Origin of the sequence: Salmonella sp. NW645 (genome assembly GCF_051703725.1) — a bacterium.
GTDB lineage: Bacteria > Pseudomonadota > Gammaproteobacteria > Enterobacterales > Enterobacteriaceae > Salmonella > Salmonella enterica.
In genome coordinates, this window is the sequence record NZ_JAMMKR010000008.1 from 50,380 (window position 1) to 76,045 (window position 25,666).

Consider the following 25,666-nt stretch of genomic DNA (forward strand, 5'->3'; position numbering starts at 1 on the left):
TTCTGTAGGCTGTGCAAAATTACTTCGTAGACTCAGGCGCATCTGACTGCCCGATGACGACCTCATCAATGGATTTATGGCACATCAGGCAAAAGGCCTTTTTTTTATGCGCCTGCAATGTTGAATCCCACGCCGCTGATCCGCCTTCTTTATTCACTTTTTCTCTTATCGCCGCCAGCCGATCTATTTCATAATAAGCGCTCAGGCAGCCACAATGGGGGCATAATACGGGGCCATTATTTATTTTCATACTATTTCCTGCTGTGGTGAGGCTATCGGGTAAAATAACAATCCTACCGTAACGTAGCAATCTCTATACCATAAATGAAACCTCAATAGGTGTATCCCTATTCTGAAAAGGGGGATAACAACCAGGATTCAACGCGTGATCCACAGCGTAGGCCAGGCATCCGGCCCGTGCCAGTTATCGCAGCTCGGTTCTTCGGCATAACGTACCAGACGAAAACGATCGCCATCATAACGCCAGCGCGTCTGGATACCACAGTCGGTTAACCCCCGCCCTTTCGCCAACGTCACCAGCTCGCGCGTTTTCTCGTCAAAGAAGGCGTTCATCAACTCCATGTCATTACTTTCGACGCCGCGATTAAACGGCAGCCGCAAACGTACGGCGCGCGAGGCGAGCGTTTTTTTGCGTGAAACTACCCAGGCGAGATCAATAGTGTTATAGGCGCCGGCTTCGCAGTTAACAATCAATAACGCTTTATCATCCGTCAACGCGCTGACCTGCGTCTCGCGACGCAGCGGGTCAAGCGAACAGCGAATGCCGTTTACCCGCCATGCTGCGTAGTCCAGCAGATCGTCGCGTTCTTCCTCACTCAGCGGTACGGGCGTTGGATTAATCACGGCGATCCCCTTTAATGCCGGTGCCGGGGGCACGCTGAGCGGCGGTTCGTTTCCTTTTTCAATCCAGGCGGTTTCGCTGCCCACACGTTTTTGTTGCGCGTCGATAAACAGTAATGCCGCTTTTAATCCCGCCAGCGAAAGCGTCTGAACGCCGTTTTTTAAGGTGATAGCTTGCGCATCCTGAATCGTCTGTAAAAATGCGGTGATGGTGGCAGGATCGCCGGTCATGAGATGCCAGGGCGACACGCGCCAGTGTGGACTGTTGAACGAAAGCGGTTTGCCATCCAGCAATAAGCGAGGCGCAATTGCGGCTTCTTTGGCGTCGGGCGGCGCCAAACCGCCGCGGTCGATACGCAGTACCGCATCGGTACGCGCCCCGGCGCTGCGGCTTAATGTCATCACCAGCCCATGATGTTCGCCAGTATTGCGCGCTACGCAAAAATTTTGGTTATTACAGGTGACCTGCCAGTCGGAAAAAGTCCGTTGCGCTGGCGCAGCCCACAGTAGCTGGACCGGCAACAGGCCAAACAGACAAAAAAGAATAACGCGGTAGCGCATGAACGGAACAACCCCAGATTCAGAACAACACAGCTAAGGCGGTATCTTCCTTGCGCGCCTCAGGGTTCTCAATCAGATTTATCGGATTGGTCTTTTTTGTGTAAAGAAATATATTTCTTTTTTTTCAGTCCATTAGATGAGACGTCTGTAAATAGTTAAGCAATAACACGGTCTTACCGTCCCGAATCTCACCTGAGCGCACCATTTCCAGCGCCCGGGAAAACGGCAGTTCAAGCACCTCAATCTCTTCGTCCTCCACGCCGCCGCCGATGCTGGCACGCTCGCTATCATGATATTCGGCAATGAAGAAATGAATCAGCTCCGTGACGCCGCCTGGCGACATATAAAGCTCAAATATCTTGCGTACCTCACCAACGTCATACCCTGTCTCTTCAATGGCCTCTTTACGGATACAGACCTCCGGCTCGTCGTTATCAAGCAGGCCAGCGCAGGTTTCAATTAACATACCGTCTTGATTACCGTTGACCCATGTCGCCACGCGAAACTGGCGAACCAGAAGCACGGTTTTTTTAGTTGAGTTGTAAAGCAGAATGGTTGCGCCATTCCCGCGATCGTAAACCTCACGCTTGTGACGGATAACCTCGCCATTACGACGGGTCAGGTCATAGGTAATGTTGCGCAGAGTAAAATAATTATCAGAAAGAATTTTATCCTTAATAAGCGTAATGGTTTGCGACATGCTGGCTCCAGGGTGTAAAAAGAGCATTAATATTACGCCGTGAGGCCGGTTTTGTCTGCTGAAGGGTTAATCCTTAATGCCAACTGAACGGACGTACAGCCATATTTTTCTGTCACTGCTATGACCATATTCTGCTTCTCCGGGCCGCAGAGTCCATGCTCGCGATATGATTTGACGGCCGGAGTGAGACTGAGGGAATCATCATGAAATTTACTCTCGTTGCGACGGTTCTACTGACGTTTTCCCTTTCAGCTTTTGCCGTTGAATATCCGGTATTGACCACCGCGAGTCCTGATCAGGTGGGGTTTGATAGCCAAAAACTTCACCGACTTGATGGCTGGATTCAAAATCAAATTGATGCCGGATATCCCAGTATTAATCTTCTGGTGATAAAAGATAATCATATTGTTCTACAAAAAGCCTGGGGCTATGCCAAAAAATATGACGGTTCCACGCTGTTAGCCTATCCTATTCGGGCGACCACTAACACGATGTATGACCTGGCTTCAAACACAAAAATGTATGCCACTAACTTTGCATTGCAAAAACTGGTGTATGAAGGAAAAATAGATGTCAATGATTTGGTATCAAAATACATCCCCGGCTTTAAGGATATGCCTGGGGATAAAATAAAAGGCAAAGATAAACTCCGCATTATTGATATTCTTCATCACGTCGCGGGCTTTCCTGCCGACCCACAATATCCTAATAAAAACGTCGCCGGTAAATTATTCTCACAGAGTAAAATCACTACTCTGGAGATGATTAAAAAGACGCCGCTGGAATATCAACCTGGGTCAAAGCATATCTACAGCGACGTGGATTATATGATTCTTGGTTTTATCGTTGAATCGATAACGGCAATGCCATTAGATCGCTACGTCGAAACCACCATTTATAAACCGCTCGGATTAAAACATACCGTCTTTAACCCGCTGATGAAAGGCTTCACGCCGCCGCAAATCGCCGCAACGGAACTACACGGCAATACGCGTGACGGCGTGATTCATTTCCCCAATATTCGCACCAATACACTATGGGGCCAGGTGCATGATGAAAAAGCCTGGTACTCAATGGGCGGCGTTTCAGGACACGCCGGACTGTTTTCTGACACCCATGATATGGCTGTGTTAATGCAAGTCATGCTCAATGGGGGCGGCTACGGTAACGTGAAGCTATTCGACGACAAAACGGTTGCGCAGTTTACTCGCCGCTCGCCAGAAGACGCTACCTTTGGTCTGGGGTGGCGCGTTAACGGCAACGCCTCAATGACCCCCACGTTCGGGGTATTAGCCAGTCCGCAAACGTATGGACATACCGGATGGACCGGAACGCTGACGTCTATCGATCCGGTTAATCATATGGCGATTGTGATTTTAGGTAACAGGCCGCACTCGCCGGTAGCAAATCCTAAAGTGAATCCGAATGTTTTTGTCAGTGGATTATTACCTGCGGCGACGTATGGCTGGATTGTTGACCAGATATATGGTTCCTTAAAATAAAAATTAAGAGCCTATCCCACCAGGCGTTATTGGCGCAGCCAGTTTGGACACGGACAGCGCGCAAAAACCGGAGCGTACACGTAGTACGTGAGGTTTGACTCGCTACGCTCGCCCTTCGGGCCGCCGCAAGCGGCGTTCAAAACGCTAACGCGTTTTGGCGAGCACTGCCCAGGACCAAAATGGCAAGTAAAATAGCCCTAATGGGATAGGCTCTAAGAAGGGATTCTGATAGCGTCCCTTCCTTCAATTTACACTCTATTTTCAATACTAAGATTGGCCTCATCAGGCCTGTTAAACGTCGACCCGACGGGAAAATGTTTATCGCAGGGCGTCCAGCCCTGAGAGCGTCAACATTTCTGCAAACGGAGTAAGGTTAGCCAATAAGTTTAAGATTTTTTATCACTCAATCACTTAACCGTTCCAGGCCTTAACCGGCCTACAAATACGCTTATTTAGCTAACCAGTCGAGTATCCCCTGCGCCGCATGTCGGCCTTCTGCCATCGCCGTCACCACCAGATCGGCGCCGCGCACCGCATCTCCGCCAGCGAAAATTTTCGGGTTGGACGTCTGGTAACGAAACTCGCTCTCGACGCTGGCAGCAATACGTCCCCAGTTATCCACCTTCACGCCATGCGATTCCAGCCACGACATACCATGCGGATGAAAACCAAACGCCATAATGACCGCATCCGCCGGCATCACGAACTCGCTGTCCGGTACAGGTACCGGGCGGCGTCGCCCCTGACCATCCGGTTCGCCAAGCCGCGTACGCAAAAAGCGAATACCGCTGGCGCGCCCGTGCGTATCCAGCACCAACTCAACCGGCTGAACGTTAAATTCAAAGTTCGCGCCCTCTTCACGCGCGTTTTTCACCTCTTTTTTCGACCCCGGCATATTGGCCTCATCGCGGCGATAAGCGCAGGTGACGTTGGCAGCGCCATGACGCAGCGCCGTACGTACGCAGTCCATTGCGGTGTCACCGCCGCCCAGCACAACCACGTTAAGACCCGCAGTATCAATAAACGGCTCGTCAGGCAACGCCGGAAGCCCCATAACCTGTTTGGTATTGGCGATGAGGAATGGCAACGCATCATATACCCCCGGCGCGTCTTCATTCGGTAAATCAGCCTTCATGGAACGATAGGTTCCTACCCCGACAAAGACGGCGTCATAACTCTCCAGCAGCGTCTCCAGAGAAATATCTTTCCCTACTTCGCAGTTAAGCTCGAAACGAATCCCCATCGCGCTGAAGATTTCCCGACGGCGCGCCAGCAGAGATTTATCCAGTTTGAAAGCCGGAATACCAAAGGTGAGTAAACCGCCGATTTCCGGATGGCGATCGTAGACGGTGGCGCTTACGCCATGGCGCGCCAGCACGTCAGCGCAGGCAAGACCTGCCGGCCCCGCGCCGATAATCGCCACGCGCTTATCGCTCTTCTGTACGTCCGACAGGTCGGGACGCCAGCCTTTGCTCAGAGCGCGATCGGAGATATAGCGCTCAATGTTGCCGATGGTAACCGCGCCATACTCATCGCGGAGTGTACACGCGCCTTCGCATAGCCGGTCCTGCGGACAGACGCGCCCGGTAATTTCCGGCAGGCAGTTGGTCTGGTGGGAAAGCTCTACCGCCGCATCAATATCGCCAGCTTTCACCAGTTCGATCCACTGGGGAATATGGTTATGCAGCGGACAGGTCCATTCGCAGATACTGTGTTCCCCGCATGTGAGGCAGCGGGACGCTTCACGCTCGGCCTGCGCGGCGCGAAACGGCAGATAAATTTCCTCAAAGGTGGTTTTACGCGCTTCAATCGCCAGTTTATCCGGTTCGCCGCGCGGCGGCGTCGCCTGCATACGCTCGACTTTGCTGCTTGCTGTCCCACTGTGTTGTGTATCCACGGTATGCCAGGGGCGAATCTCCTGCCGGGCGGTACGCAGCCGTCGCGTTTTAGCCAGACGGGTCAACGAGTCTTCGGTGACCAATTGCAGCGCATCCGCCGGGCAATTTTCCACACAGGCCGGACCCTGTTCACGTCCCTGGCACAGATCGCATTTATGCGCGCTGGCTTTGAACTGGTTTGGCGCGACGGGCGTCAATACCATCTGCATGGTGCCGAATGGGCAGGCGACGACGCAGGATTTACAGCCGATGCACTTCTGCGCATTGACCTGCACGCTGTCGTTAATATGCGCGATCGCGCCGTTCGGACAGCTACGGGCGCAGGGCGCATCTTCGCAATGGTGACATGTGACCGCGCTGCGCTGGTGCTGATGTTTGATGACAGTAATTCGGGGCTGATAGCGCTGTGACGTCAGGACATGGCGCTCATCATTGTGAGCCATTACGCAGGCGACCTCGCAGGCATGGCAGCCCAGACACTGCTGGCTATTGGCCATAATAAAACGATTCATGGCATCCTTCTGTTTTGGTTGTAAAAACCTTATTCTTTATATGAGCATTGTTATTAACTGACGAAGGCGGGGTCGGCAATGTTCATCTGCCCAAGAAGCACAACTATCTGTCCAGAACCTGTGGCAGATCAATTTATTTCAAAGCAAATGCGATTGCGATTCAGCTAAATGCGGGGAGTGCCAGCGTGACGGTTAAACGCCCGGTCTCAGCCAGTCTGGCTAAGGCTTTTTTCTATATTGTGCTGTTGTCTATTCTGTCCACCGGCAGCGCATTACTGACGCTGACCAGCAGTTTACGGGATGCCGAAGCGATCAATATCGCTGGTTCGCTACGAATGCAGAGCTATCGGCTGGGTTACGATCTGCAAAGCCGTAGCCCGCAGATTAATGCGCATCGTCAACTTTTCCAGCACGCGCTCAACTCGCCGGTACTGCAAAATCTCAACGCCTGGTATGTGCCGCAGGCGGTGAAAACTCGCTACGCGCGCCTGCACGCCAACTGGCTGGAGATGAATAGCCGCCTACAGGACGGCGACATTGCCTGGTATCAGACCAATATCAACAATTACGTCGATCAAATTGATCTCTTCGTTCTGGCGTTACAGCATTACGCCGAGCGTAAAGTCATGCTGGTCGTCGCCATATCGCTGGCGGGCGGTATCGGCATATTTACGCTGGTCTTTTTTACCCTACGGCGTATTCGCCAGCAGGTCGTTCGTCCGCTGAATCAACTGGTCACCGCCAGTCAGCGTATTGAACATGGTCAGTTCGCCCCGCTGCCGCTGGATACCAGCTTACCCAATGAGCTGGGATTATTGGCGAAAACGTTTAGTCAGATGTCGAGCGAGCTGCATAAACTTTACCGTTCGCTGGAAGCCTCGGTGGAAGAAAAAACGCACGATCTGCACGAAGCGCATCGCCGCCTGGAGGTGTTATACCAGTGCTCTCAGGCACTGAATACCAGCCAAATCGATGTCCACTGTTTTCGCCATATTTTGCAAATTGTCCGTGAACATGACGCCGCCTGGTATCTGGAGTTAACCGTGGGCGATAACTGGCGGATTAGCGAAGGCACGCAAAGCCCCGACCTGCCGATGCAAATGCTGCCAGTGACGATGCAGGACACGGTCTATGGCGAACTCCACTGGCAAAGCCCCAACGTTAATGCCTCTACGCCGCTGCTGAACAGCGTCTCCACGATGCTGGGGCGTGGTTTGTACTTTAATCAGGCGCAAAAACACTTCCAGCAACTTTTGTTAATGGAAGAGCGCGCGACGATTGCCCGTGAGCTACACGATTCGCTGGCGCAGGTACTTTCTTATTTACGTATTCAGTTAACGCTTTTGAAGCGCGCCATTCCTCAGGATAACGCCGGCGCGCAAAGCATCATGGCGGATTTTTCCAGAGCGCTGAACGACGCCTACCGTCAGCTTCGCGAGCTACTCACCACGTTCCGTCTGACGTTACAGCAGGCCGATTTACCCTCCGCATTGCATGAGATGCTGGAAGATTTACAGAGTCAGACCCCAGCCAAACTCACGTTGGATTGCCGTTTACCCACGCTGGCGCTGGATGCGCAAATGCAGGTGCATTTGTTGCAAATTGTGCGTGAAGCGGTCCTGAACGCCATTAAACACGCCAACGCGAGCGAAATCGCCGTGAGCTGCGTCACCGCGCCTGACGGCGATCATACCGTTTATATTCGTGATAATGGCATTGGTATCGGCGAACCGCATGAGCCTGCCGGACACTATGGTCTGAATATAATGCGTGAGCGCGCGGAGCGCCTTGGCGGCACGCTGAATTTTTCGCAACCCTCCGGCGGCGGCACACTGGTCAGTATCAGTTTTCGCTCCTCCAACAAGGAAGAGAGTCAGTTAACGTAAAGAACGGCAAATCGCCGGAAGGCCAGATGTCAGGCTTTCCGGCGTTGGCACAAAAAGTATGCTGTAAAAGCGCATGATAATTTACATTATCTCCTTTATTTCTCCACGTTTGGCTCGTAGCTTGCCGCTACAGTGAAGCAGTTCAAATCTATAACGATATGTAGAAACACGAGGTTCCCCTTTAATGGCGAATTTTTTTATCGATCGCCCCATTTTTGCCTGGGTGCTGGCTATCCTGTTGTGTCTGACAGGGGCGTTAGCCATTTTTTCTTTACCTGTTGAACAATATCCCGATCTGGCGCCGCCCAACGTACGTATTACCGCGAATTATCCGGGAGCGTCGGCGCAAACGCTGGAAAATACCGTAACCCAGGTTATTGAGCAGAATATGACGGGCCTCGATAATCTGATGTACATGTCATCACAAAGCAGCGGAACCGGGCAGGCGACCATCACCCTGAGCTTTATTGCGGGAACCGATCCTGATGAGGCGGTTCAGCAGGTGCAAAACCAGTTACAGTCCGCGATGCGTAAACTGCCGCAGGCAGTACAGGATCAAGGCGTCACGGTACGCAAAACGGGCGATACTAATATTTTGACCATCGCTTTCGTCTCTACCGACGGCTCTATGGACAAGCAGGATATCGCCGACTACGTCGCCAGTAATATTCAGGACCCGCTCAGCCGCGTCAACGGCGTGGGCGATATTGACGCTTATGGTTCACAGTACTCTATGCGTATCTGGCTCGATCCGGCCAAATTGAATAGTTTTCAGATGACCACGAAAGACGTGACCGATGCAATTGAGTCGCAGAATGCGCAAATCGCCGTCGGGCAGCTTGGCGGTACGCCTTCGGTCGACAAGCAGGCGCTGAACGCCACCATTAATGCGCAGTCACTGCTGCAAACGCCGCAACAATTTCGCGATATCACCCTGCGCGTTAATCAGGACGGTTCCGAGGTCAAACTGGGCGATGTCGCCACCGTGGAGCTGGGGGCGGAAAAGTATGACTACCTCAGCCGTTTTAACGGCAATCCGGCTTCCGGTCTTGGGGTTAAGCTGGCTTCCGGCGCGAATGAAATGGCGACCGCGAAGCTGGTGCTGGATCGCCTCAACGAGCTGGCGCAGTACTTCCCTCACGGCCTGGAATACAAGATCGCGTATGAAACCACCTCCTTTGTTAAAGCCTCGATTATCGATGTGGTCAAAACGTTGCTGGAGGCTATCGCGCTGGTTTTCCTGGTGATGTACCTGTTCCTGCAAAACTTTCGCGCCACGCTGATTCCGACGATCGCCGTGCCGGTGGTATTAATGGGCACCTTCTCCGTGCTTTACGCGTTTGGCTACAGTATTAACACATTAACCATGTTCGCGATGGTGCTGGCGATCGGGCTCCTGGTCGACGATGCCATCGTGGTGGTGGAAAACGTCGAACGTATCATGAGCGAAGAAGGGCTCACGCCGCGTGAAGCGACGCGCAAATCCATGGGGCAGATCCAGGGGGCGCTGGTCGGTATTGCGATGGTGCTGTCTGCGGTATTCGTGCCGATGGCGTTCTTTGGCGGTACCACCGGGGCGATTTATCGTCAGTTTTCTATCACCATTGTCTCGGCAATGGTGCTGTCGGTGCTGGTCGCCATGATCCTGACACCGGCGCTGTGCGCAACGTTATTAAAACCGCTGTACAAAGGCGAACAACACGGGCAACGCGGATTTTTCGGCTGGTTTAACCGTACCTTCAATCGTAATGCCGAACGTTATGAGAAAGGCGTAGCGAAAATTTTGCATCGCAGCCTGCGCTGGATTCTGATTTATGTTCTGTTGCTTGGCGGCATGGTGTTCCTGTTTTTGCGTCTCCCCACCTCCTTTCTACCGCAAGAAGATCGGGGCATGTTCACTACGTCTATCCAGCTACCGAGCGGTTCTACGCAACAGCAGACCCTGAAAGTCGTTGAAAAGGTTGAAAACTATTACTTCACCCATGAGAAAGACAACATTATGTCGGTCTTCTCGACGGTAGGTTCCGGCCCTGGCGGGAATGGGCAAAACGTCGCGCGCATGTTTGTTCGCTTGAAAGACTGGGACGCGCGCGATCCCACCACCGGCTCCTCGTTCGCCATTATTGAGCGGGCGACAAAAGCGTTTAACCAGATTAAAGAAGCTCGCGTCTTCGCCAGCAGCCCGCCGGCAATTAGCGGTCTGGGCAGCTCCGCCGGTTTTGATATGGAATTACAGGATCACGCCGGAGCAGGCCATGACGCGCTGATGGCCGCACGAGATCAACTCATTGAGCTGGCCGGGAAAAACAGTTCCTTGACCCGCGTGCGTCACAACGGCCTGGACGACAGCCCGCAACTGCAAATTGATATTGACCAACGAAAAGCGCAGGCGCTGGGCGTATCAATTGACGATATCAACGACACCCTGCAAACAGCCTGGGGATCGAGCTACGTCAACGACTTTATGGACCGGGGCCGCGTGAAGAAGGTCTATGTTCAGGCCGCAGCGAAATATCGTATGTTGCCGGATGATATTAATCTTTGGTATGTCCGTAACAAAGACGGCGGCATGGTCCCCTTCTCCGCCTTCGCCACCTCGCGCTGGGAAACCGGATCGCCGCGTCTGGAACGCTATAACGGCTATTCGGCGGTAGAAATTGTCGGAGAGGCCGCGCCGGGGGTCAGTACCGGGACGGCGATGGATGTCATGGAGTCGTTGGTACATCAGCTACCGGGCGGTTTTGGCCTGGAATGGACAGCCATGTCTTACCAGGAACGGCTCTCCGGCGCGCAGGCGCCTGCGCTGTACGCTATTTCGCTATTAGTCGTCTTCCTGTGTCTGGCGGCATTGTATGAAAGCTGGTCGGTGCCCTTCTCGGTGATGCTGGTTGTGCCGCTCGGGGTCATCGGCGCGTTACTCGCCACCTGGATGCGCGGGCTGGAAAACGATGTTTACTTCCAGGTGGGGCTGTTGACCGTTATCGGCCTCTCGGCGAAAAACGCGATTCTGATTGTGGAATTCGCCAACGAAATGAATCAGAAGGGACACGCGCTGTTAGACGCCACGCTGTACGCCAGCCGCCAGCGCCTGCGACCGATACTGATGACTTCGCTGGCGTTTATCTTTGGCGTATTGCCGATGGCCACCAGCACCGGGGCAGGCTCGGGTAGCCAACATGCTGTCGGAACCGGCGTGATGGGGGGAATGATCTCAGCAACCATTCTGGCTATCTTCTTTGTACCCCTGTTTTTCGTGCTGATACGTCGCCGCTTCCCGCTGAAGCCGCGCCCGGAATAAGCTCCTGGCCAGCCTGATACGAGGTGTCGGGCACAAAAAAGGCGACTTTCGTTGAGTCGCCTTTTCTTATCCCCTATGGGAGCGCGGTGCCTTCCAGTCATTTATTTACGAAGCATGACTTCGATAAAATCTTTCCAGTTCCCCAGTTCACGTTCAATCATAATAGCCTCTCTTATTATTATGGGTATTCTACGTAGTTAGCGGTATAGAGAGAAGTTCATTTAACCGATTGTTGCGATATCCTCTGGTTACGCTGTCTATGATATTACTATGGCGCTGTAGCCGTAAATTTTATGTGACTTACTGCAATATTTAGCAACATTAATACCTTTTCTACTACTTTATCAAATCGGGTTAAAAAACAATCAATTGCATGTGCGCAAAATAGTATTTGTCCCGCGAATTATAAACAAGCCACATTTGGAACGTTTTGGAATCATTATTCACATTCACTCAACAATGTTATATTGATTGCCGATCAGCGCTGGATAAATAACCATTAACAGCCACACTTATTATCCCGCAGACGATACTATTGATTATTTATTCGAATTTCGCGTTAAAGGATTCAATATGATTACCCTCTATGGCATTAAGAATTGCGACACGATCAAAAAAGCGCGCCGTTGGCTGGAGGAGCATGGCATTGATTATCGTTTTCACGATTACCGTGTGGATGGCATAGACCTCCCTCTTCTTAATACCTTTATTGCCGAACTCGGCTGGCAGCCTTTACTGAATACGCGCGGCACAACATGGCGCAAACTGGATGAAGGCGACCGCAGCGGGATTACCGATGCCGACTCCGCCGCTGCTCTCATGGTTGAACAGCCGGCAATCATCAAACGCCCATTGCTCTGCGCGCCCGGGAAGCCTATGCTGCTTGGTTTCAGTGAATCCCGTTATCAGCAGTTTTTTGATGAGGTGTAGTCTATGTCGTGCCCGGTTATTGAGCTGACACAGCAACTTATTCGTCGCCCCTCCCTGAGTCCGGATGACGCAGGCTGTCAGGCATTAATGATTGAACGCCTGCGTAAAATCGGTTTTACCATTGAGCATATGGATTTTGGCGACACGCAAAATTTTTGGGCATGGCGTGGGCGTGGCGAAACGCTGGCGTTCGCCGGGCATACTGACGTCGTACCGGCAGGCGATGTCGATCGCTGGATCAATCCGCCGTTTGAGCCTACGATTCGCGACGGAATGTTGTTCGGTCGCGGCGCGGCGGATATGAAAGGTTCACTGGCGGCCATGGTGGTGGCTGCTGAACGTTTTGTTGCGCAGCATCCTCATCACCGGGGCCGCCTCGCGTTTTTGATTACCTCTGATGAGGAAGCCAGCGCAAAAAATGGCACCGTAAAGGTGGTTGAAGCGCTGATGGCCCGTAACGAGCGGCTGGATTACTGTCTGGTCGGCGAACCTTCCAGTACTGAAATTGTGGGCGATGTCGTCAAAAACGGGCGTCGCGGTTCTCTCACCTGTAACCTCACTATTCATGGCGTTCAGGGGCACGTCGCCTATCCGCATCTGGCGGATAACCCTGTTCATCGCGCCGCGCCTTTTCTTAATGAACTGGTCGCTATCGAGTGGGATCGGGGCAATGACTTTTTCCCGGCCACCAGTATGCAGGTAGCCAATATCCAGGCAGGCACCGGCAGCAATAATGTCATTCCGGGCGAACTGTTCGTGCAGTTTAACTTCCGTTTCAGCACGGAACTGACCGATGAGATGATCAAAGAGCGGGTACATGCGCTGCTTGAGAAGCATCAGCTGCGTTATACCGTAGACTGGTGGCTTTCCGGCCAGCCGTTCCTGACCGCACGCGGCAAGCTGGTGGACGCGGTGGTAAACGCCATTGAGCACTATAATGAAATTAAACCGCAATTACTGACGACGGGCGGTACGTCCGACGGACGTTTTATCGCCCGTATGGGAGCGCAGGTGGTAGAACTGGGGCCGGTGAACGCCACCATTCATAAAATTAATGAATGTGTGAATGCCGCCGATCTCCAGCTACTGGCTCGTATGTATCAACGTATTATGGAACAGCTCGTCGCCTGATGAGCGTTCCTGTAAGAGGAAATAAGCATGGACTGGCTGGCAAAATATTGGTGGATTCTGGTATTGGTGTTTCTGGTAGGCGTACTGCTGAATGTGATCAAAGATCTCAAACGCATCGACCATAAGAAATTCCTTGCCAATAAACCTGAGCTGCCCCCGCATCGCGATTTTAACGATAAGTGGGACGATGAAGAAGACTGGCCGAAGAAAGATCAGCCGAAAAAGTAACCGGATAACATGCCGGACAGCTATCGCTATCCGGCATGCTCCCCACCGCCGGGCATTACGTCGCGCAAACGCTGCGTTCGTCCGGCATCCAGCGCAATCAGCGCCTGCGCCGCCTGCGCACGCTGCAACGCCAGCAGAGCTTTACGGCCTGAAATGCGTAGCCGGGCGCACAGTTCGGCATCGCTGGCTTTTTCCTCCAGCCGCCCTCTCAGCGCCGGTAATGGCAATGCGCTGTATTGCAGTAAACGATGCAGGCAACCTAACGATGTCAGTAGCGGGCGGTGCGCGAACGCAAAACCGACCAGCTCACGCCAGTCTTCACCATTAAGCGCCTGTTCGCGTAACGCCGCCAGCGGTATCGCCTCGCCGTTCCACTGCGTCAGGATATCCGCATCGCGGCGCAAACGTCGGTGTTCCTGCTGCGCCAGCCGTTTTCCCGCGTCGCTCAGCGGCAATAACGCCATCGCCGTATAGCAACCGCTGCTCGCCTCCCGATGGTTGCCCATCCGTACCAGTACAAAGCCGCAGCGTTGCCAGAAACGCCACAGCTCCGGCGTATAGCCGAAGCTGACGGAAAGATAATCACACTGCGCCGCCTGCATGCACGCGCAGGCAATCAACTGCTGACCGATGCCTTCGCGCTGGCGGGCGGGGTGCACCGCGATACGGCTTACGCGACGCCCGACCAGCGTGGCGGCTAAAGGGTCGCTACCGTGCGCCGCCAGCGACTGCGCCACCAGATTTCCACGCGGACGCCGGAAACCGGCCCATACAGCCTGACTGAGTTCTGCGGATAGCCCGCCCTCTTCGACCAGCCAGAGGGCGCCCGCCACACGGTTATTCGCCGTAGCCTGCAAAAAATGCTGCCCTGGCGCATCCATCATTCGGCGCAGATCCAGCGGCGAAGTACGATAGTGCGCCCCCGACAGTAACTGATACACAGCCCTCGGCAACGCGGGCGTCTCCCCCCAGGCCTGTTGGTAAAACGCCGAGATTGCTATCGCGCCATGTGGCGCCTGCGCAAACGCTTCATCGTCGAATATCAGCGCCTCGCTGACGATATTTTCCAGCGGGCATTCTGGCGCCCAGCGGACAGGCTGACGAAGCGTGAAGCGGTGAAGCTGCGGAAAACGGGCGCAAAACTTAAGTAAAAAACCGCGTCCGGTGCCTTCGTAGCCCTGAACGGTGGTGGTGAGTAGTATGCGGGGAAAGCGCGAAACCAGTTGCAGCAGCAGCGGCGAGGGGATTGCCGCCGCCTCGTCAACTACCAGCCAGTCGGCTCTTGCCCCGCTCGCCAGCAACGCATCCGGCGCCATAAAGCAGAACCGCTCACCGGCAAACGCTGCCAGGATATCCGTTGCCGTTTTCGCCGGTGCGGTCACGATAGCCGTGCCCGCCATCCGGGAGATGAATTGCCCGGCCAGCGCCGATTTGCCGCGCCCACGGGGGGCAATCACCGTCGCCACGCCGGGCGGCATTTCACGTAAACGCGATAAGATAGCCGCCTGCTCCGGCTGCGGCTCGCCGGTGGCGGGTCGCCAGCGTTCACGGGAAGGATAAGATGGCCAGCAAAACGGCTGGCGCTGTCGCCAAAGCAGCGTTTGCGGATCGCGGGAGAGAGTCCGTTTAAGATGCTGTGCAAACTGCGGTGTGGGGATAGGCTGCGCGCAGTCGCTCCAGCGCAGTGAATCGGTATCAGGCCTGCTTTCCCACGTCTCATACGGCGGCATCAGCAGAAGCAGCCAGCTTCCGGCCTGCAAGGTCCCGCTCAGGGCGGCAAACGCTGCGGCGTCAAAGCCCTGCCAGGCATCAAATATCGCATGACGAAATTCACGGCCCAGCAGCGTTTGTAACGCCTGTGGCGTACAGCGCGGCTGCGCGGGCGCGTCAGGCGCAACCCACAGCCAGTCACCGGGCAGCGCAGCGCGTATCGCCTCGGCCCGCTCCCGGCACCACGCCGCATCGCCGCTGATGACCAGTAAACGGCGAATGCCTTCCTGTGTCATTTGCGACGTTAACGCCTGTAGCGCATCGATATCAGACATCCCTGCCCCGGTTTATCAAAAGTTTTTGCCAAATGTATTACATTGCGCCGGGTCACCGCTGTCAAATCCACGCTTAAACCAGCTGTAGCGCTGTTCTGAGGTGCCGTGGGTAAAACTATCCGGCACGACGCGCCCCTGCCCCTGCTGCTGTAAGCGATCGTCGCCGATAGCCTGTGCGGCATTGAGCGCCTCTTCCAGATCGCCCGCCTCCAGTACGCCTTGCTGCTGCATACTGTGTCCCCACACGCCGGCAAAGCAATCCGCCTGTAGCTCCATGCGCACCGAAAGGCGATTCACCTCCGTTTGCGACGCGTTTTGCTGTAACTGGCGTACTTTCGGCTCAATACCTAACAGTTTTTGTACGTGGTGGCCGACTTCGTGGGCGATGACATAACCCTGAGCAAAATCACCGTCCGCGCCCAGCTTATTTTTCATATCATCGTAAAATGAGAGATCGATATAAACGGTGCCGTCCGCCGGGCAGTAAAACGGCCCCATCACGGACTGACCCGCGCCACAGCCGGTGCGCGTCATACCACGGTACATCACCAGTTTTGGCTGCTGATAGCCGCGCCCCATTTTTTGAAAGAGTTGTCCCCAGGTATCTTCGGTCGTCGCCAGGATCACCGAGGTAAATTTTGCCGCTTCATCATCATTGGGGCTTATCGAACGCGTCGACTGCTGCTGCGAAACCGGCTGACCGGTCAACAGACCGGTTAAATCCACCCCATAGTACCCTGCGACCAACACCACCACCAACAGAATGATGCCGCCTTTCCCGCGCGGAAGACGAAAGCCAGGGCCCCCCAGCGAAGGGCCGCCAGGCCGATTACGTCTGTCCTCTACATTGTTGCTTTCACGACGCCCTTGCCAGCGCATAATCACCTCATTCTCTCTTTGTTATACAGATGATCGTAGGCGGTCAGGCGCAGGATTACCACAGGTAAACGCTATCAGAATGAGGAAAGGATGATACCGGAGAGCGGTTGCCCCCCGGTCAGAAGCGGAATTAATCTAATTTCACGCCCAGGCGATGCGCGACGGCTTCATAGGCTTCAATCAGACCACCCAGACTCTGGCGGAAGCGGTCTTTGTCCATTTTGTCCAGCGTCTCTTTATCCCACAGGCGGCTGCCGTCCGGCGAAAACTCATCGCCCAGCACCACTTCGCCTTTATACAGGCCAAACTCCAGTTTGAAATCCACCAGGATAAGACCCGCGTCATCAAACAGTTTTTTCAGTACGTCGTTGGCTTTGTAGGTTAGCTCTTTCATACGCGCCAGATTTTCCTGACTTACCCAACCGAACGTTTCACAGTAGGAACTATTCACCATCGGGTCGTGCAGCGCGTCGTTTTTCAGGAACAGATCGAATATCGGCGGGTTAAGCTCCATGCCTTCTTCCACGCCCAGACGCTTGACCAGCGACCCTGCCGCACGGTTGCGCACCACACATTCAACCGGCACCATCTCTAGTTTCTTCACCAGACACTCGGTATCAGACAGCAAACGTTCCATCTGGGTCGGGATGCCCGCCTCGGCCAGTTTGGTCATAATGAAATGGTTGAATTTGTTATTTACCATGCCTTTGCGATCAAACTGTTCAATGCGCGCGCCATCCCCTGCTGACGTATCATTGCGGAATTCGAGCACCAACAGGTCCGGGTTTTCCGTGCTGTATACGGTTTTCGCTTTACCACGATACAACTCAGCTTGCTTTTGCATCTTTAACACTCCTGGGTGTGAATTAACGATAAGTATTCATTTCCTGCTACGCCTGCCGGAGACGTCGGCCTGTAATTGTGGTGCGAAATAGCGGTTAAATCGCGTTTTTGTACCGACGCACACGTTTGCGTATCTTACCAGAAAAAAGGGCCGGATTACTCCAGCCCTGTTAAATTACTTGTTGAACGCTGCCTGGAAGACGGCAACCAGCGCGTCGTTCTGGCTTTGCGTCAGAGTATGCCCCTTAGGATCGATAAACTGCAAGCTGCTGCGGTTATCTAAATCGCCGACCTGCAATTTATAGTCTCCGGATGCCAGGCCCGGGTCGCTAGCGCCCAGATCCCGCCAGTCGCTGTCAGACAACGGTTTGTACGTTACCGCCATGCTGCCCTGAGAGCGAGTGCTGTCGGTGACTTTCATGCCCACTTTTTCCAACGCGGCCGGGAGGCGTTGCCACACGAGGTTGAACGGACCGCGAACGACCAGCATAGGTAAACCGGTATCATCAGCGGCGCTCTGCACATCCATCGTTGCGGCGGAACGGTTCTGCGCGGCATTTGCCGCATCCGTAGCGGTCTTATCCAGACCGGCGGAAATGACGTTCATCATTTCCGTGCTATAGCGCTGCAGCGACGCCGCGTCAGCGACCGGCTTGCCAGCCTGTTCCAGATTAACCAGTTTTACCGTTACCGCCTGCTGATAGCCCTGCGGCTTCACCGAGATTTGATAACGTCCGCGATACTGTTCGTCTTCATCCAGGCGGTTCCAGTTCACCCAATCGGTCGTCAGGGTCTGGCTGGCATCGTCACGTTTTTCAATCGGATAATTTTTCGCCTGAATCACGCTGACGACTTGCGGCCACAGCGTGCTGCTCCGGCCATTCTCCACCAATAACGTAGCGGTATCGCCAGAGAACTGGGTACGCGCGCCGCTCACTAACGCTAACGGCTGCGCCGGCGGACGGATATCCAACGCCTTACCAACCGCGCCGCTCCCCTTCGTGACCGGAATAACGTAGTCGCCGGTCGTTATCGGCAGGATCATTCCTGCCGGGGCGTGAAGTTCAGCAAGCGGCGCGGCATCCAGATAGGATTCATCGCCGCTTACCTGGCGCTTGTAGCGCGAATCGGAACTACAGGCAGCGAGCAGCAAAACAAGCGAAACACCCGCAACCTTCGCCAGGCGCGACTTTTGTACTGAGTAAGCCATCAAATCTCCCTAAACTTTACAGCAGGCCAGCATGCTGAAGCGCTGCTTTGACGATGTCACGACCATGGTCCGTGATAGGCGTCATTGGCAGGCGCAGCGTGTCGGTCGCCACAAGACCCAATGCCTTACATGCCCATTTCACCGGGATAGGATTGGGTTCGACAAATAGTTTGTTGTGTAACGGCATCAGACGCTGGTTGATAGCGCGCGCCTCGGCAAATTGCCCTTCCGCCGCCAGTTTGCACATGTCAGCCATCTCGCGCGCCGCTACGTTAGCCGTAACGGAAATCACGCCATGACCACCCAGTTGCATAAAGTCCAGCGCAGACGCGTCATCGCCGCTAAGCAGAATAAAATCGTCTGAAACCAGCTCTTTGATCTGGTGAACGCGGGTTAAGTTCCCTGTCGCCTCTTTGATAGCGATAATATTTTTTATTTCCGCCAGACGACCCACGGTTTCCGGCAGCATATCGCAACCGGTACGGGACGGCACATTATACAGAATTTGCGGCAAGTCAGTGTGTTCCGCGATGGCTTTGAAATGCTGGAACAAACCTTCCTGCGTGGGGCGATTGTAGTACGGCGTTACCGTCAGGCAGCCAACAATGCCGCTATCGTTAAAACGCTGCGTCAGGCTAATCGCTTCCGCGGTCGCGTTTGCGCCCGTGCCGGCGATAACCGGAATACGTCCGTCAGCCAGTTCCAGCGTCATCATCACGACATCGCCATGTTCATCATGGCTTAGCGTGGCAGACTCGCCGGTGGTGCCAACCGAAACAATCGCCGAGGTACCGTTGGCGACATGATAATCAATGAGTTTTTTCAGGCAAGATCTACTGACGTTACCTTTCTCATCCATCGGCGTAACAAGCGCGACAATACTTCCCGTGAACATGGGCCATCCTCTGTGCAAACAAGTCCCTCAATGGTACGTTTGGTATGGCAATAAAAGCAAGCGACCAAAGCCGTTCTGATTGTTGTATGCAGGTTTTTTTTATGGTTTCCTTAAGATTACCTCACCGCTCAAAGGAATAACTGGTTTGACACCGTCATCACAACACTATTTGGTTATCACTGCGCTGGGCGCCGACAGGCCCGGTATTGTGAATACCATTACTCGCCATGTCAGCAGTTGCGGCTGTAATATCGAAGACAGCCGACTGGCGATGCTGGGCGATGAATTCACGTTTATTATGTTGTTGTCCGGCACGTGGAACGCGATTACCTTGATTGAATCGACATTGCCGTTAAAAGGCGCGGAGCTGGATCTGCTGATTGTGATGAAACGGACGTCCGACCGCCCCCGCCCGGCAATGCCCGCGACGGTATGGGTTCAGGTTGAGGTCGCCGACTCCCCGCATTTAATTGAGCGATTCACCGCGCTGTTTAATAGTCATGAAATGAATATTGCGGAGCTGGTCTCCCGCACACAGCCGGCTGAAGGTGATAAAGCTGCGCAATTATTTATTCAAATCACCGCACATAGCCCGGCGTCGCAAAATTCCGCAAATATTGAGCAAGCCTTTAAAGCACTATGTACAGAACTCAATGCGCAAGGCAGTATAAACGTCGTCAATTACTCACAACATGATGAACAGGATGGAGTTAAGTAATGAATCCACTGAAAGCCGGTGATATCGCACCGAAATTTAGCTTGCCGGATCAAGACGGGGAACAAGTAAATTTGACCGACTTCCAGGGACAGCGCGTTCTGGTTTATTTCTACCCAAAAGCCATGACACCCGGCTGTACCGTGCAGGCCTGCGGCTTACGCGATAACATGGACGAGCTCAAAAAAGCAGGCGTGGACGTGCTGGGCATCAGCACCGATAAACCTGAAAAACTCTCCCGTTTCGCTGAAAAAGAGCTGCTGAACTTTACCCTTTTGTCCGATGAAAACCATCAGGTGTGTGAACAGTTCGGCGTCTGGGGCGAAAAGTCGTTTATGGGCAAAACGTATGACGGCATTCACCGCATCAGCTTTTTGATTGACGCTGATGGTAAGATTGAACACGTCTTTAATGATTTTAAAACCAGCAATCACCATGATGTGGTGCTGAACTGGCTGAAAGAAAACGCGTAAAAGCCTCAGGCCGCGCTGATGTGCGGCCTGGAAAGGAATGCGTCGTCAGGCTTGCCGCGCCAGACGCCATATCGCCGCCACATTGCGCGCCGACAGGCTCAGGTTATATTCCGCCTCGTGTAAGGCTTCCGGCAGCGTAACGATATGCGACAAAATCGACAGCGCTGCATCGATACCCTGTTGATACACAACGTGATGATCGTGTTGCAGCCCACCGGCGAGCGCGATAACCGGTTTATGATACCGCTTCGCCACTCTGGCGACGCCAATCGGCGTCTTGCCGCAAATACTTTGGCTGTCCAGCCGCCCTTCTCCGGTAATCACCAGATCGGCATCTTTAACCGCCTGCTCAAGCTGTAGCGTTTCCACGACAATCTCTACGCCGGCGCGTAATTCCGCATTGAGCAATCCTAAAAGCGCGGCGCCCATTCCACCTGCCGCGCCCGCGCCGGGAGCATTAATCACCTCACGCCCCGTAGCCTGATAAATATGTCGGCCCCAGTTTTCCAGCGCCGCGTCCAGGGTGTTCACCATTTCCGCTGTCGCCCCTTTTTGTGGGCCAAAAATGGCCGATGCGCCCTTGGGACCACACAGCGGATTGTTGACATCGCACGCCACGGTTATCGATACCTTACGCAGCAATGGGTGACAACCGGACAGATCGATAGAGGCCAGCGCCGCCAGCGCCTCGCCGCCCGGAGAAAGCGAGCGCCCCTGTTTATCGCGCAATATAACGCCAAGCGCCTGCATCATCCCCGCGCCGCCGTCATTCGTCGCGCTGCCGCCAATTCCCAGAATAATACGCTTTACGCCACGCTCCAGCGCCGCGACGATTAACTCGCCGGTGCCGTAGCTGGTGGTATTAAGCGGGTTGCGCAATTCAGGCGAAACGTGATGCAGCCCGGATGCCGCCGCCATTTCAATCACGGCGGTATCGCTATCGCCCAGCATTCCCCAGCGCGCGGTCACCGGTTGCCCAAGCGGGCCTTGTACCCACTGGTCGACATAACGCCCGCCGCTGGCCTCCACCATTGATTGTACGGTTCCTTCCCCGCCATCCGCCATGGGCACTTTAACGTAGTCGGCGTCAGGATAAATTTCGCGGAACCCCTTTTCTATCGCCTCAGCGACCGCCATTGCGGACAAACTTTCTTTAAATGAATCAGGAGCAATAACAATTTTCATAGGGATTATCCTGCAAAACCAAAGAAACCGAACATCAGAGTAGAAATAAAGGTAATGGCTAACCCCACCAGCGTTTCATACGGCATTAGCTTTAAACGTTCATGAATTTGCATATTGACGCTGCCGCCCGTCGCGTGGAAAAAGCTGCCGTGCGGCAGATGGTCCAGCACCGTGGCGCCCGCATGGATCATAGCGGCTCCCGCCAGGGCGGAAACGCCAAGTTCAAGTAATGTGGGAGAGAAAACGCCGGACGCCACCGCCGTTCCCGCCGTGGTTGAGGCCGTCGCCATTGACATCATGGCGCCAGACACGGGCGCCAGCAGCCAGGACGGCAATCCCGAAGCGGTGAGGCCATGAATCAGGACATCTTTAAGTTCGGAATTAGCGATAATGCCGGCCAGCGTACCGGTTCCCAGCAACATAATAGCGACAGGCGCCATACGCATCAGACCAGCGACCATGTACTGGTTACAGTGGCGCGCGCGTCCCATCAACAGCAGACCGACCAATCCCCCTACGGGCAGGGCAATTAACGGGTCAATGGAAATGTCGGCAAACGGACGGAGAGAAAGCAGGAAAATAGCGACCAGCGGCGCGCTAATCGCCACCAAAAAACCGGGTCTGGCGACGGAGTCATCATGGTGAGTCACTTCATGATCGGCGACGCCCGCGCCTTTATTATTCAGCCGTTTCGCTAACAGATAGGCGATAATAAGCCCAACGATGCCCGGAACCACGCCCGCCAGCATAATAGAGGTAAGAGGAACATGAAACGCATCGGAGGCGGCAATAGCGTTCGGGTTAGGTGACATCACGTTACCCGCTTTGCCGCCGCCAACCATCGCCAGCAGAATAGCGCTTTTTGACAGGCCAGCATTACGCGCAATCGACAGCGCAATCGGCGCGACGGTAATCACCGCCACATCAATAAATACGCCGACGGCGGTCAAACATAGTGTGGCAATGGCTAATGCCAATAATGCCCGGGTTTCCCCCACTTTGCGGACAATCGTCTCAGCAATCGTATTCGCCGCCCCGGACTCAATTAATACGCCCGCCAGTACGCCTGCGGCCAGAATACGCAATACGGCATTAACGATGCCCTGCGCGCCTGACACCATCAGCGACACGGTTTGCAGAAGATCGGCGCCGCCAATCAAACCGCCGACCAGCGCGCCCGCCATCATGCCGTAGGCTGGCGACACTTTTCTTAAAATTAATACGATGGCCACAACCAATGCGGCAATGGCTCCCAGGGTGGATATCGACGTCATATACTGCGCCTCCTTTAACATGGAGCGCGCAGTATGGAAAAAACCGCCTAAAAATCCGCTGGAGCTTTCAACAAATTTCGATTCGACCAGGCAGCGGTAACTTGTCGGACGGTACAGATTCGGCCTGGAGCTCCATACCGATATAAAGCCAAAGCGTACTTTTTAACTCGTTGATTTTTATGTGCGTAATATCCTCACAGCGCTGTAAGCGATAGCGCAATGTATTCACATGAATATGCAATGCTTTGGCCGTTTGCGTCAGGTCACAATTATGTTCAAACCAGGTTCGCAGCGTCTGTTGCAATACGCCTTTCGCGTCATGTTGCGCCAGTTGCAGCCACAGACGCGATAACTCCTGCACTTGCCAACTTTCAGACAGCCCGCTTAGCAGCGCGGGAAGCGCGTGGTCATGATAAAAAATGTACTGGCTGCGCAGCTTTTGTCTTTTCGCCATCGCCTGCGTGGCTCTCGCAGTGAGCAAAGATCGGTGCAATCCCGTCTCGCCGGCAAAATAACCCCCAACCAAAATACGGCTAAAGCCCGATGATGCAGCCCATGATTTAAAAATCTGCAATTCGCCCATTTCCTGGCGGGTATTCCACTTTCCCTCTTTTAACGTGATAGGCTTAATAATGATTAATTCATTAAATTCGGTAAACGTCACCAAATGGTTGCGCGCGTGATTCTCGAAATAATCCATTACATTGCGCAACGCTTCGCGATCCGGCTGGGAAAGTTCAATAATCAGCACCACTCTGGGAACCGCCAGATCAATACCCAGATAGGCCGCCATGGAGCGCAACGACTCTGTTGAATTTTCTCGCAAAATCAATTGGTTGATCAGCTCTTCGCGATAGCGTTTATCCCACTGTCGCTGTTCGATCAGCACCATATGCTCGATCACCAGCTCCGCCGCCATTTTAACCAGCTCGGCATACGCGCGAACCTCCTCCGGCTCGCCGGTAATGCCGACCACGCCGATAAGCTGTTCATGAAAAGAGATGGGAAGATTAATGCCGGATCGCACGCCTTTTAGCTGATTGGCGGTAGCGGAATCAATTTCTACAATACGGTTTTCCTTCAGCGCCAGAATGGCCCCTTCGTGACGCTGGCGAAGCCGCGAAGGTTCGCCAGACGCGATAATGACGCCATGTTCATCCATGACGTTTACCGAGTAAGGAATAATTTTCATGGCTCGCTGTACAATTTGCCGCGCGGTATACCCTTTCAAGTAATGTTTTCTCAACACACTCATTCCCTGTTTCGTTATCGCTTCACATTAAAAAAACAATCTCGCATCAATGATGTCACTTATTAACGAATTTCTCAGAAGAATGCTTAGGCTAAGTCACCAAATTTTGGCGGCTTTACAGCGAGAATTTTGTAGGTTCCGACAATAAAAATGCCGCAACACGGTGCGGCATTAAAAAAAAGAGCGGCTTTCTAAGCGCTTGTCCCTCATCAGGCGTGCGCAAAATGGCGGCAGGGCACTATGATGTCGTTCACGCTTTACAACTTTTGTACAGGCCGCTCAGGATGAGGCATCTGTCACCTGACCATCCGGCCAGGCATGGACAACGGCTTTAATCAGCGTCGCCAATGGAATGGCGAAAAACACTCCCCAGAAACCCCACAGACCGCCGAAAATCACCACTGACAGAATAATCACCAGCGGATGCAAATTCACCGCTTCGGAGAAAAGTACCGGTACCAGCAAATTGCCATCCAGCGCCTGAATAATCAGATAAACGGCAAAACAGCTCCAGAATTCCGTCCCCAGGCCAAACTGAAACAGCGCGACGCCCACCACCGGAATTGTCACCACAAAGGCGCCGATATAGGGGATCAGGACCGAAAAGCCCACCAGTACCGCCAGCAGTAGCGAATAATTGAGGCCAAACAGCAAAAAGCCCAGCCAGGTCGCTACGCCCACCACCACCATCTCCAGCACTTTTCCGCGGATATAGTTGGTGATCTGCTGATTCATCTCATTCCACACCTGCCCCGCCAGCCCGCGATTACGCGGCAGCACGCGGCGCACGGCATTTAGCATCTGCTCTTTATCTTTTACCAGGAAAAAGACCATCAGCGGCACCAGCACCAGATATACCGCCAGCGTCAGTAGCCCGACTAACGAAGCCAGCGAATACTTCACCACCGAATCGCCCATGTTAAGCATCCGGGTACGCATGTTTTCCGCCATCGCATCAATAATGCCCGCATCCATCAGCGCCGGATAGCGTCGCGGCAAGGTCGCGGCAAAATCGGACAGTTTATTCAGCATACCGGGCATATCACGAATCAGGTAAATACCCTGCTGCCAGGCAATCGGCATCACCACAAACGCCATTAATAACAGAATGCCGACAAAGAGGATAAGGACAATGGAGGCTGCCCAGCGCCGGGAACAGCCAATCGCCTGCAGGCGCGCCGTCGGCCACTCCAGCAGGTAGGCCAGTACGATAGCGACCAGCAGCGGCGCTAACAGGCCGCTAAAGAAAAAGAGGATGCTAAAACCAGCCACCAGAATAACCAGCAAGGCAATCGCCTCCGGGTCGCTGAAGCGACGGCGATACCATTGCATTAACATTTCGAGCATAAAACCCTTCCCAGAACTCAACTGCGGGATTGTGATGCCGA

The 25,666-nt window shown here is 53.8% G+C and carries 22 protein-coding genes; 8 read left to right on the forward strand and 14 right to left on the reverse strand.

The features are described from left to right. Window positions 1-19: 19 nt before the first annotated feature. The 3 genes from NA389_RS17285 to nudK form a co-directional block, all read right to left on the reverse strand. Window positions 20-250 (reverse strand): hypothetical protein, encoded by a 231-nt coding sequence (locus tag NA389_RS17285; RefSeq protein ID WP_000700635.1) that lies wholly within the window; start codon window positions 248-250, stop codon window positions 20-22. A 128-nt stretch (window positions 251-378) separates the two neighbouring features. Beyond that, window positions 379-1,422 (reverse strand): DUF1176 domain-containing protein, encoded by a 1,044-nt coding sequence (locus NA389_RS17290; protein WP_001270668.1) that lies wholly within the window; start codon window positions 1,420-1,422, stop codon window positions 379-381. 124 nt (window positions 1,423-1,546) lie between these two features. Further along, window positions 1,547-2,122, reverse strand: coding sequence for a GDP-mannose pyrophosphatase NudK (gene nudK / locus NA389_RS17295; RefSeq protein ID WP_000084033.1), 576 nt, complete (start codon window positions 2,120-2,122; stop codon window positions 1,547-1,549). Window positions 2,123-2,325: 203 nt separating this feature from the next. Between nudK and pbp4b the strand changes: the two genes are divergently transcribed. Further along, a complete protein-coding gene (gene pbp4b / locus NA389_RS17300; protein ID WP_000673302.1) occupies window positions 2,326-3,624 on the forward strand; it encodes a penicillin binding protein PBP4B in 1,299 nt (432 codons plus the stop codon). A 448-nt stretch (window positions 3,625-4,072) separates the two neighbouring features. Here pbp4b and aegA read toward each other — a convergent pair whose 3' ends face one another. Then, window positions 4,073-6,034 carry a formate-dependent uric acid utilization protein AegA gene (aegA, locus tag NA389_RS17305; RefSeq protein ID WP_001078944.1) on the reverse strand — a complete coding sequence of 654 codons (1,962 nt, stop codon included), beginning with the start codon at window positions 6,032-6,034 and terminating at the stop codon, window positions 4,073-4,075. 185 nt (window positions 6,035-6,219) lie between these two features. Here aegA and narQ point away from each other — a divergent pair, with 185 nt between their 5' ends. Continuing rightward, complete coding sequence (gene narQ / locus NA389_RS17310; protein WP_000216815.1) at window positions 6,220-7,920, forward strand: nitrate/nitrite two-component system sensor histidine kinase NarQ; 1,701 nt, start codon at window positions 6,220-6,222, stop codon at window positions 7,918-7,920. A gap of 184 nt (window positions 7,921-8,104) precedes the next feature. Continuing rightward, window positions 8,105-11,218, forward strand: a complete 3,114-nt coding sequence (gene acrD, locus NA389_RS17315) for a multidrug efflux RND transporter permease AcrD (RefSeq protein ID WP_001263084.1) — start codon at window positions 8,105-8,107, stop codon at window positions 11,216-11,218. 101 nt (window positions 11,219-11,319) lie between these two features. On the opposite strand, the gene ypfM is transcribed toward acrD, so the two are convergent. Beyond that, window positions 11,320-11,379, reverse strand: a complete 60-nt coding sequence (gene ypfM / locus NA389_RS17320; RefSeq protein ID WP_001386977.1) for a protein YpfM — start codon at window positions 11,377-11,379, stop codon at window positions 11,320-11,322. 412 nt (window positions 11,380-11,791) lie between these two features. Here ypfM and NA389_RS17325 point away from each other — a divergent pair, with 412 nt between their 5' ends. Genes NA389_RS17325 through NA389_RS17335 form a run of 3 tightly spaced genes read left to right on the forward strand, consistent with a single transcriptional unit; the run spans window position 11,792 to window position 13,507 of the window. Continuing rightward, window positions 11,792-12,148, forward strand: coding sequence for an ArsC family reductase (locus NA389_RS17325; protein WP_000631923.1), 357 nt, complete (start codon window positions 11,792-11,794; stop codon window positions 12,146-12,148). Window positions 12,149-12,151: 3 nt separating this feature from the next. Further along, window positions 12,152-13,279, forward strand: coding sequence for a succinyl-diaminopimelate desuccinylase (dapE, locus tag NA389_RS17330; RefSeq protein WP_001277825.1), 1,128 nt, complete (start codon window positions 12,152-12,154; stop codon window positions 13,277-13,279). A 27-nt stretch (window positions 13,280-13,306) separates the two neighbouring features. After that, complete coding sequence (locus NA389_RS17335; RefSeq protein WP_000383842.1) at window positions 13,307-13,507, forward strand: YpfN family protein; 201 nt, start codon at window positions 13,307-13,309, stop codon at window positions 13,505-13,507. Between the two features lie 26 nt (window positions 13,508-13,533). Here NA389_RS17335 and tmcA read toward each other — a convergent pair whose 3' ends face one another. The 5 genes from tmcA to dapA form a co-directional block, all read right to left on the reverse strand. Further along, window positions 13,534-15,552, reverse strand: a complete 2,019-nt coding sequence (gene tmcA, locus NA389_RS17340; RefSeq protein ID WP_001279826.1) for a tRNA cytosine(34) acetyltransferase TmcA — start codon at window positions 15,550-15,552, stop codon at window positions 13,534-13,536. Window positions 15,553-15,567: 15 nt separating this feature from the next. Further along, the gene (ypfJ, locus tag NA389_RS17345) at window positions 15,568-16,431 is read right to left on the reverse strand and encodes a KPN_02809 family neutral zinc metallopeptidase (protein WP_001267523.1); all 864 of its coding nucleotides are present in this window, start codon (window positions 16,429-16,431) and stop codon (window positions 15,568-15,570) included. Between the two features lie 130 nt (window positions 16,432-16,561). Beyond that, a complete protein-coding gene (gene purC, locus NA389_RS17350) occupies window positions 16,562-17,275 on the reverse strand; it encodes a phosphoribosylaminoimidazolesuccinocarboxamide synthase (protein ID WP_001171630.1) in 714 nt (237 codons plus the stop codon). 174 nt (window positions 17,276-17,449) lie between these two features. Beyond that, on the reverse strand, window positions 17,450-18,484 hold the full coding sequence (gene bamC / locus NA389_RS17355) for an outer membrane protein assembly factor BamC (protein ID WP_000331877.1): 1,035 nt from the start codon (window positions 18,482-18,484) through the stop codon (window positions 17,450-17,452). 16 nt (window positions 18,485-18,500) lie between these two features. Beyond that, window positions 18,501-19,379, reverse strand: a complete 879-nt coding sequence (gene dapA / locus NA389_RS17360) for a 4-hydroxy-tetrahydrodipicolinate synthase (RefSeq protein WP_000494020.1) — start codon at window positions 19,377-19,379, stop codon at window positions 18,501-18,503. 145 nt (window positions 19,380-19,524) lie between these two features. On the opposite strand from dapA, the gene NA389_RS17365 reads away from it, so the two are divergent. Both NA389_RS17365 and bcp read left to right on the forward strand, forming a co-directional pair. Next, the gene (locus tag NA389_RS17365; RefSeq protein WP_000189061.1) at window positions 19,525-20,097 is read left to right on the forward strand and encodes a glycine cleavage system transcriptional repressor; all 573 of its coding nucleotides are present in this window, start codon (window positions 19,525-19,527) and stop codon (window positions 20,095-20,097) included. Beyond that, a complete protein-coding gene (gene bcp / locus NA389_RS17370) occupies window positions 20,097-20,567 on the forward strand; it encodes a thioredoxin-dependent thiol peroxidase (RefSeq protein ID WP_001068686.1) in 471 nt (156 codons plus the stop codon). The genes NA389_RS17365 and bcp overlap by 1 nt, the downstream gene beginning before the upstream one ends. Window positions 20,568-20,612: 45 nt before the next feature. Here bcp and NA389_RS17375 read toward each other — a convergent pair whose 3' ends face one another. The 4 genes from NA389_RS17375 to NA389_RS17390 form a co-directional block, all read right to left on the reverse strand. After that, on the reverse strand, window positions 20,613-21,752 hold the full coding sequence (locus tag NA389_RS17375; protein ID WP_000706382.1) for a glycerate kinase: 1,140 nt from the start codon (window positions 21,750-21,752) through the stop codon (window positions 20,613-20,615). A gap of 5 nt (window positions 21,753-21,757) precedes the next feature. Next, window positions 21,758-23,026, reverse strand: a complete 1,269-nt coding sequence (locus tag NA389_RS17380; protein ID WP_000200855.1) for a GntP family permease — start codon at window positions 23,024-23,026, stop codon at window positions 21,758-21,760. 67 nt (window positions 23,027-23,093) lie between these two features. Next, window positions 23,094-24,281 (reverse strand): sugar diacid recognition domain-containing protein, encoded by a 1,188-nt coding sequence (locus NA389_RS17385; RefSeq protein ID WP_001533732.1) that lies wholly within the window; start codon window positions 24,279-24,281, stop codon window positions 23,094-23,096. A 276-nt stretch (window positions 24,282-24,557) separates the two neighbouring features. Further along, the gene (locus NA389_RS17390; protein ID WP_000892056.1) at window positions 24,558-25,625 is read right to left on the reverse strand and encodes an AI-2E family transporter; all 1,068 of its coding nucleotides are present in this window, start codon (window positions 25,623-25,625) and stop codon (window positions 24,558-24,560) included. Between the last annotated feature and the right edge of the window lie 41 nt (window positions 25,626-25,666).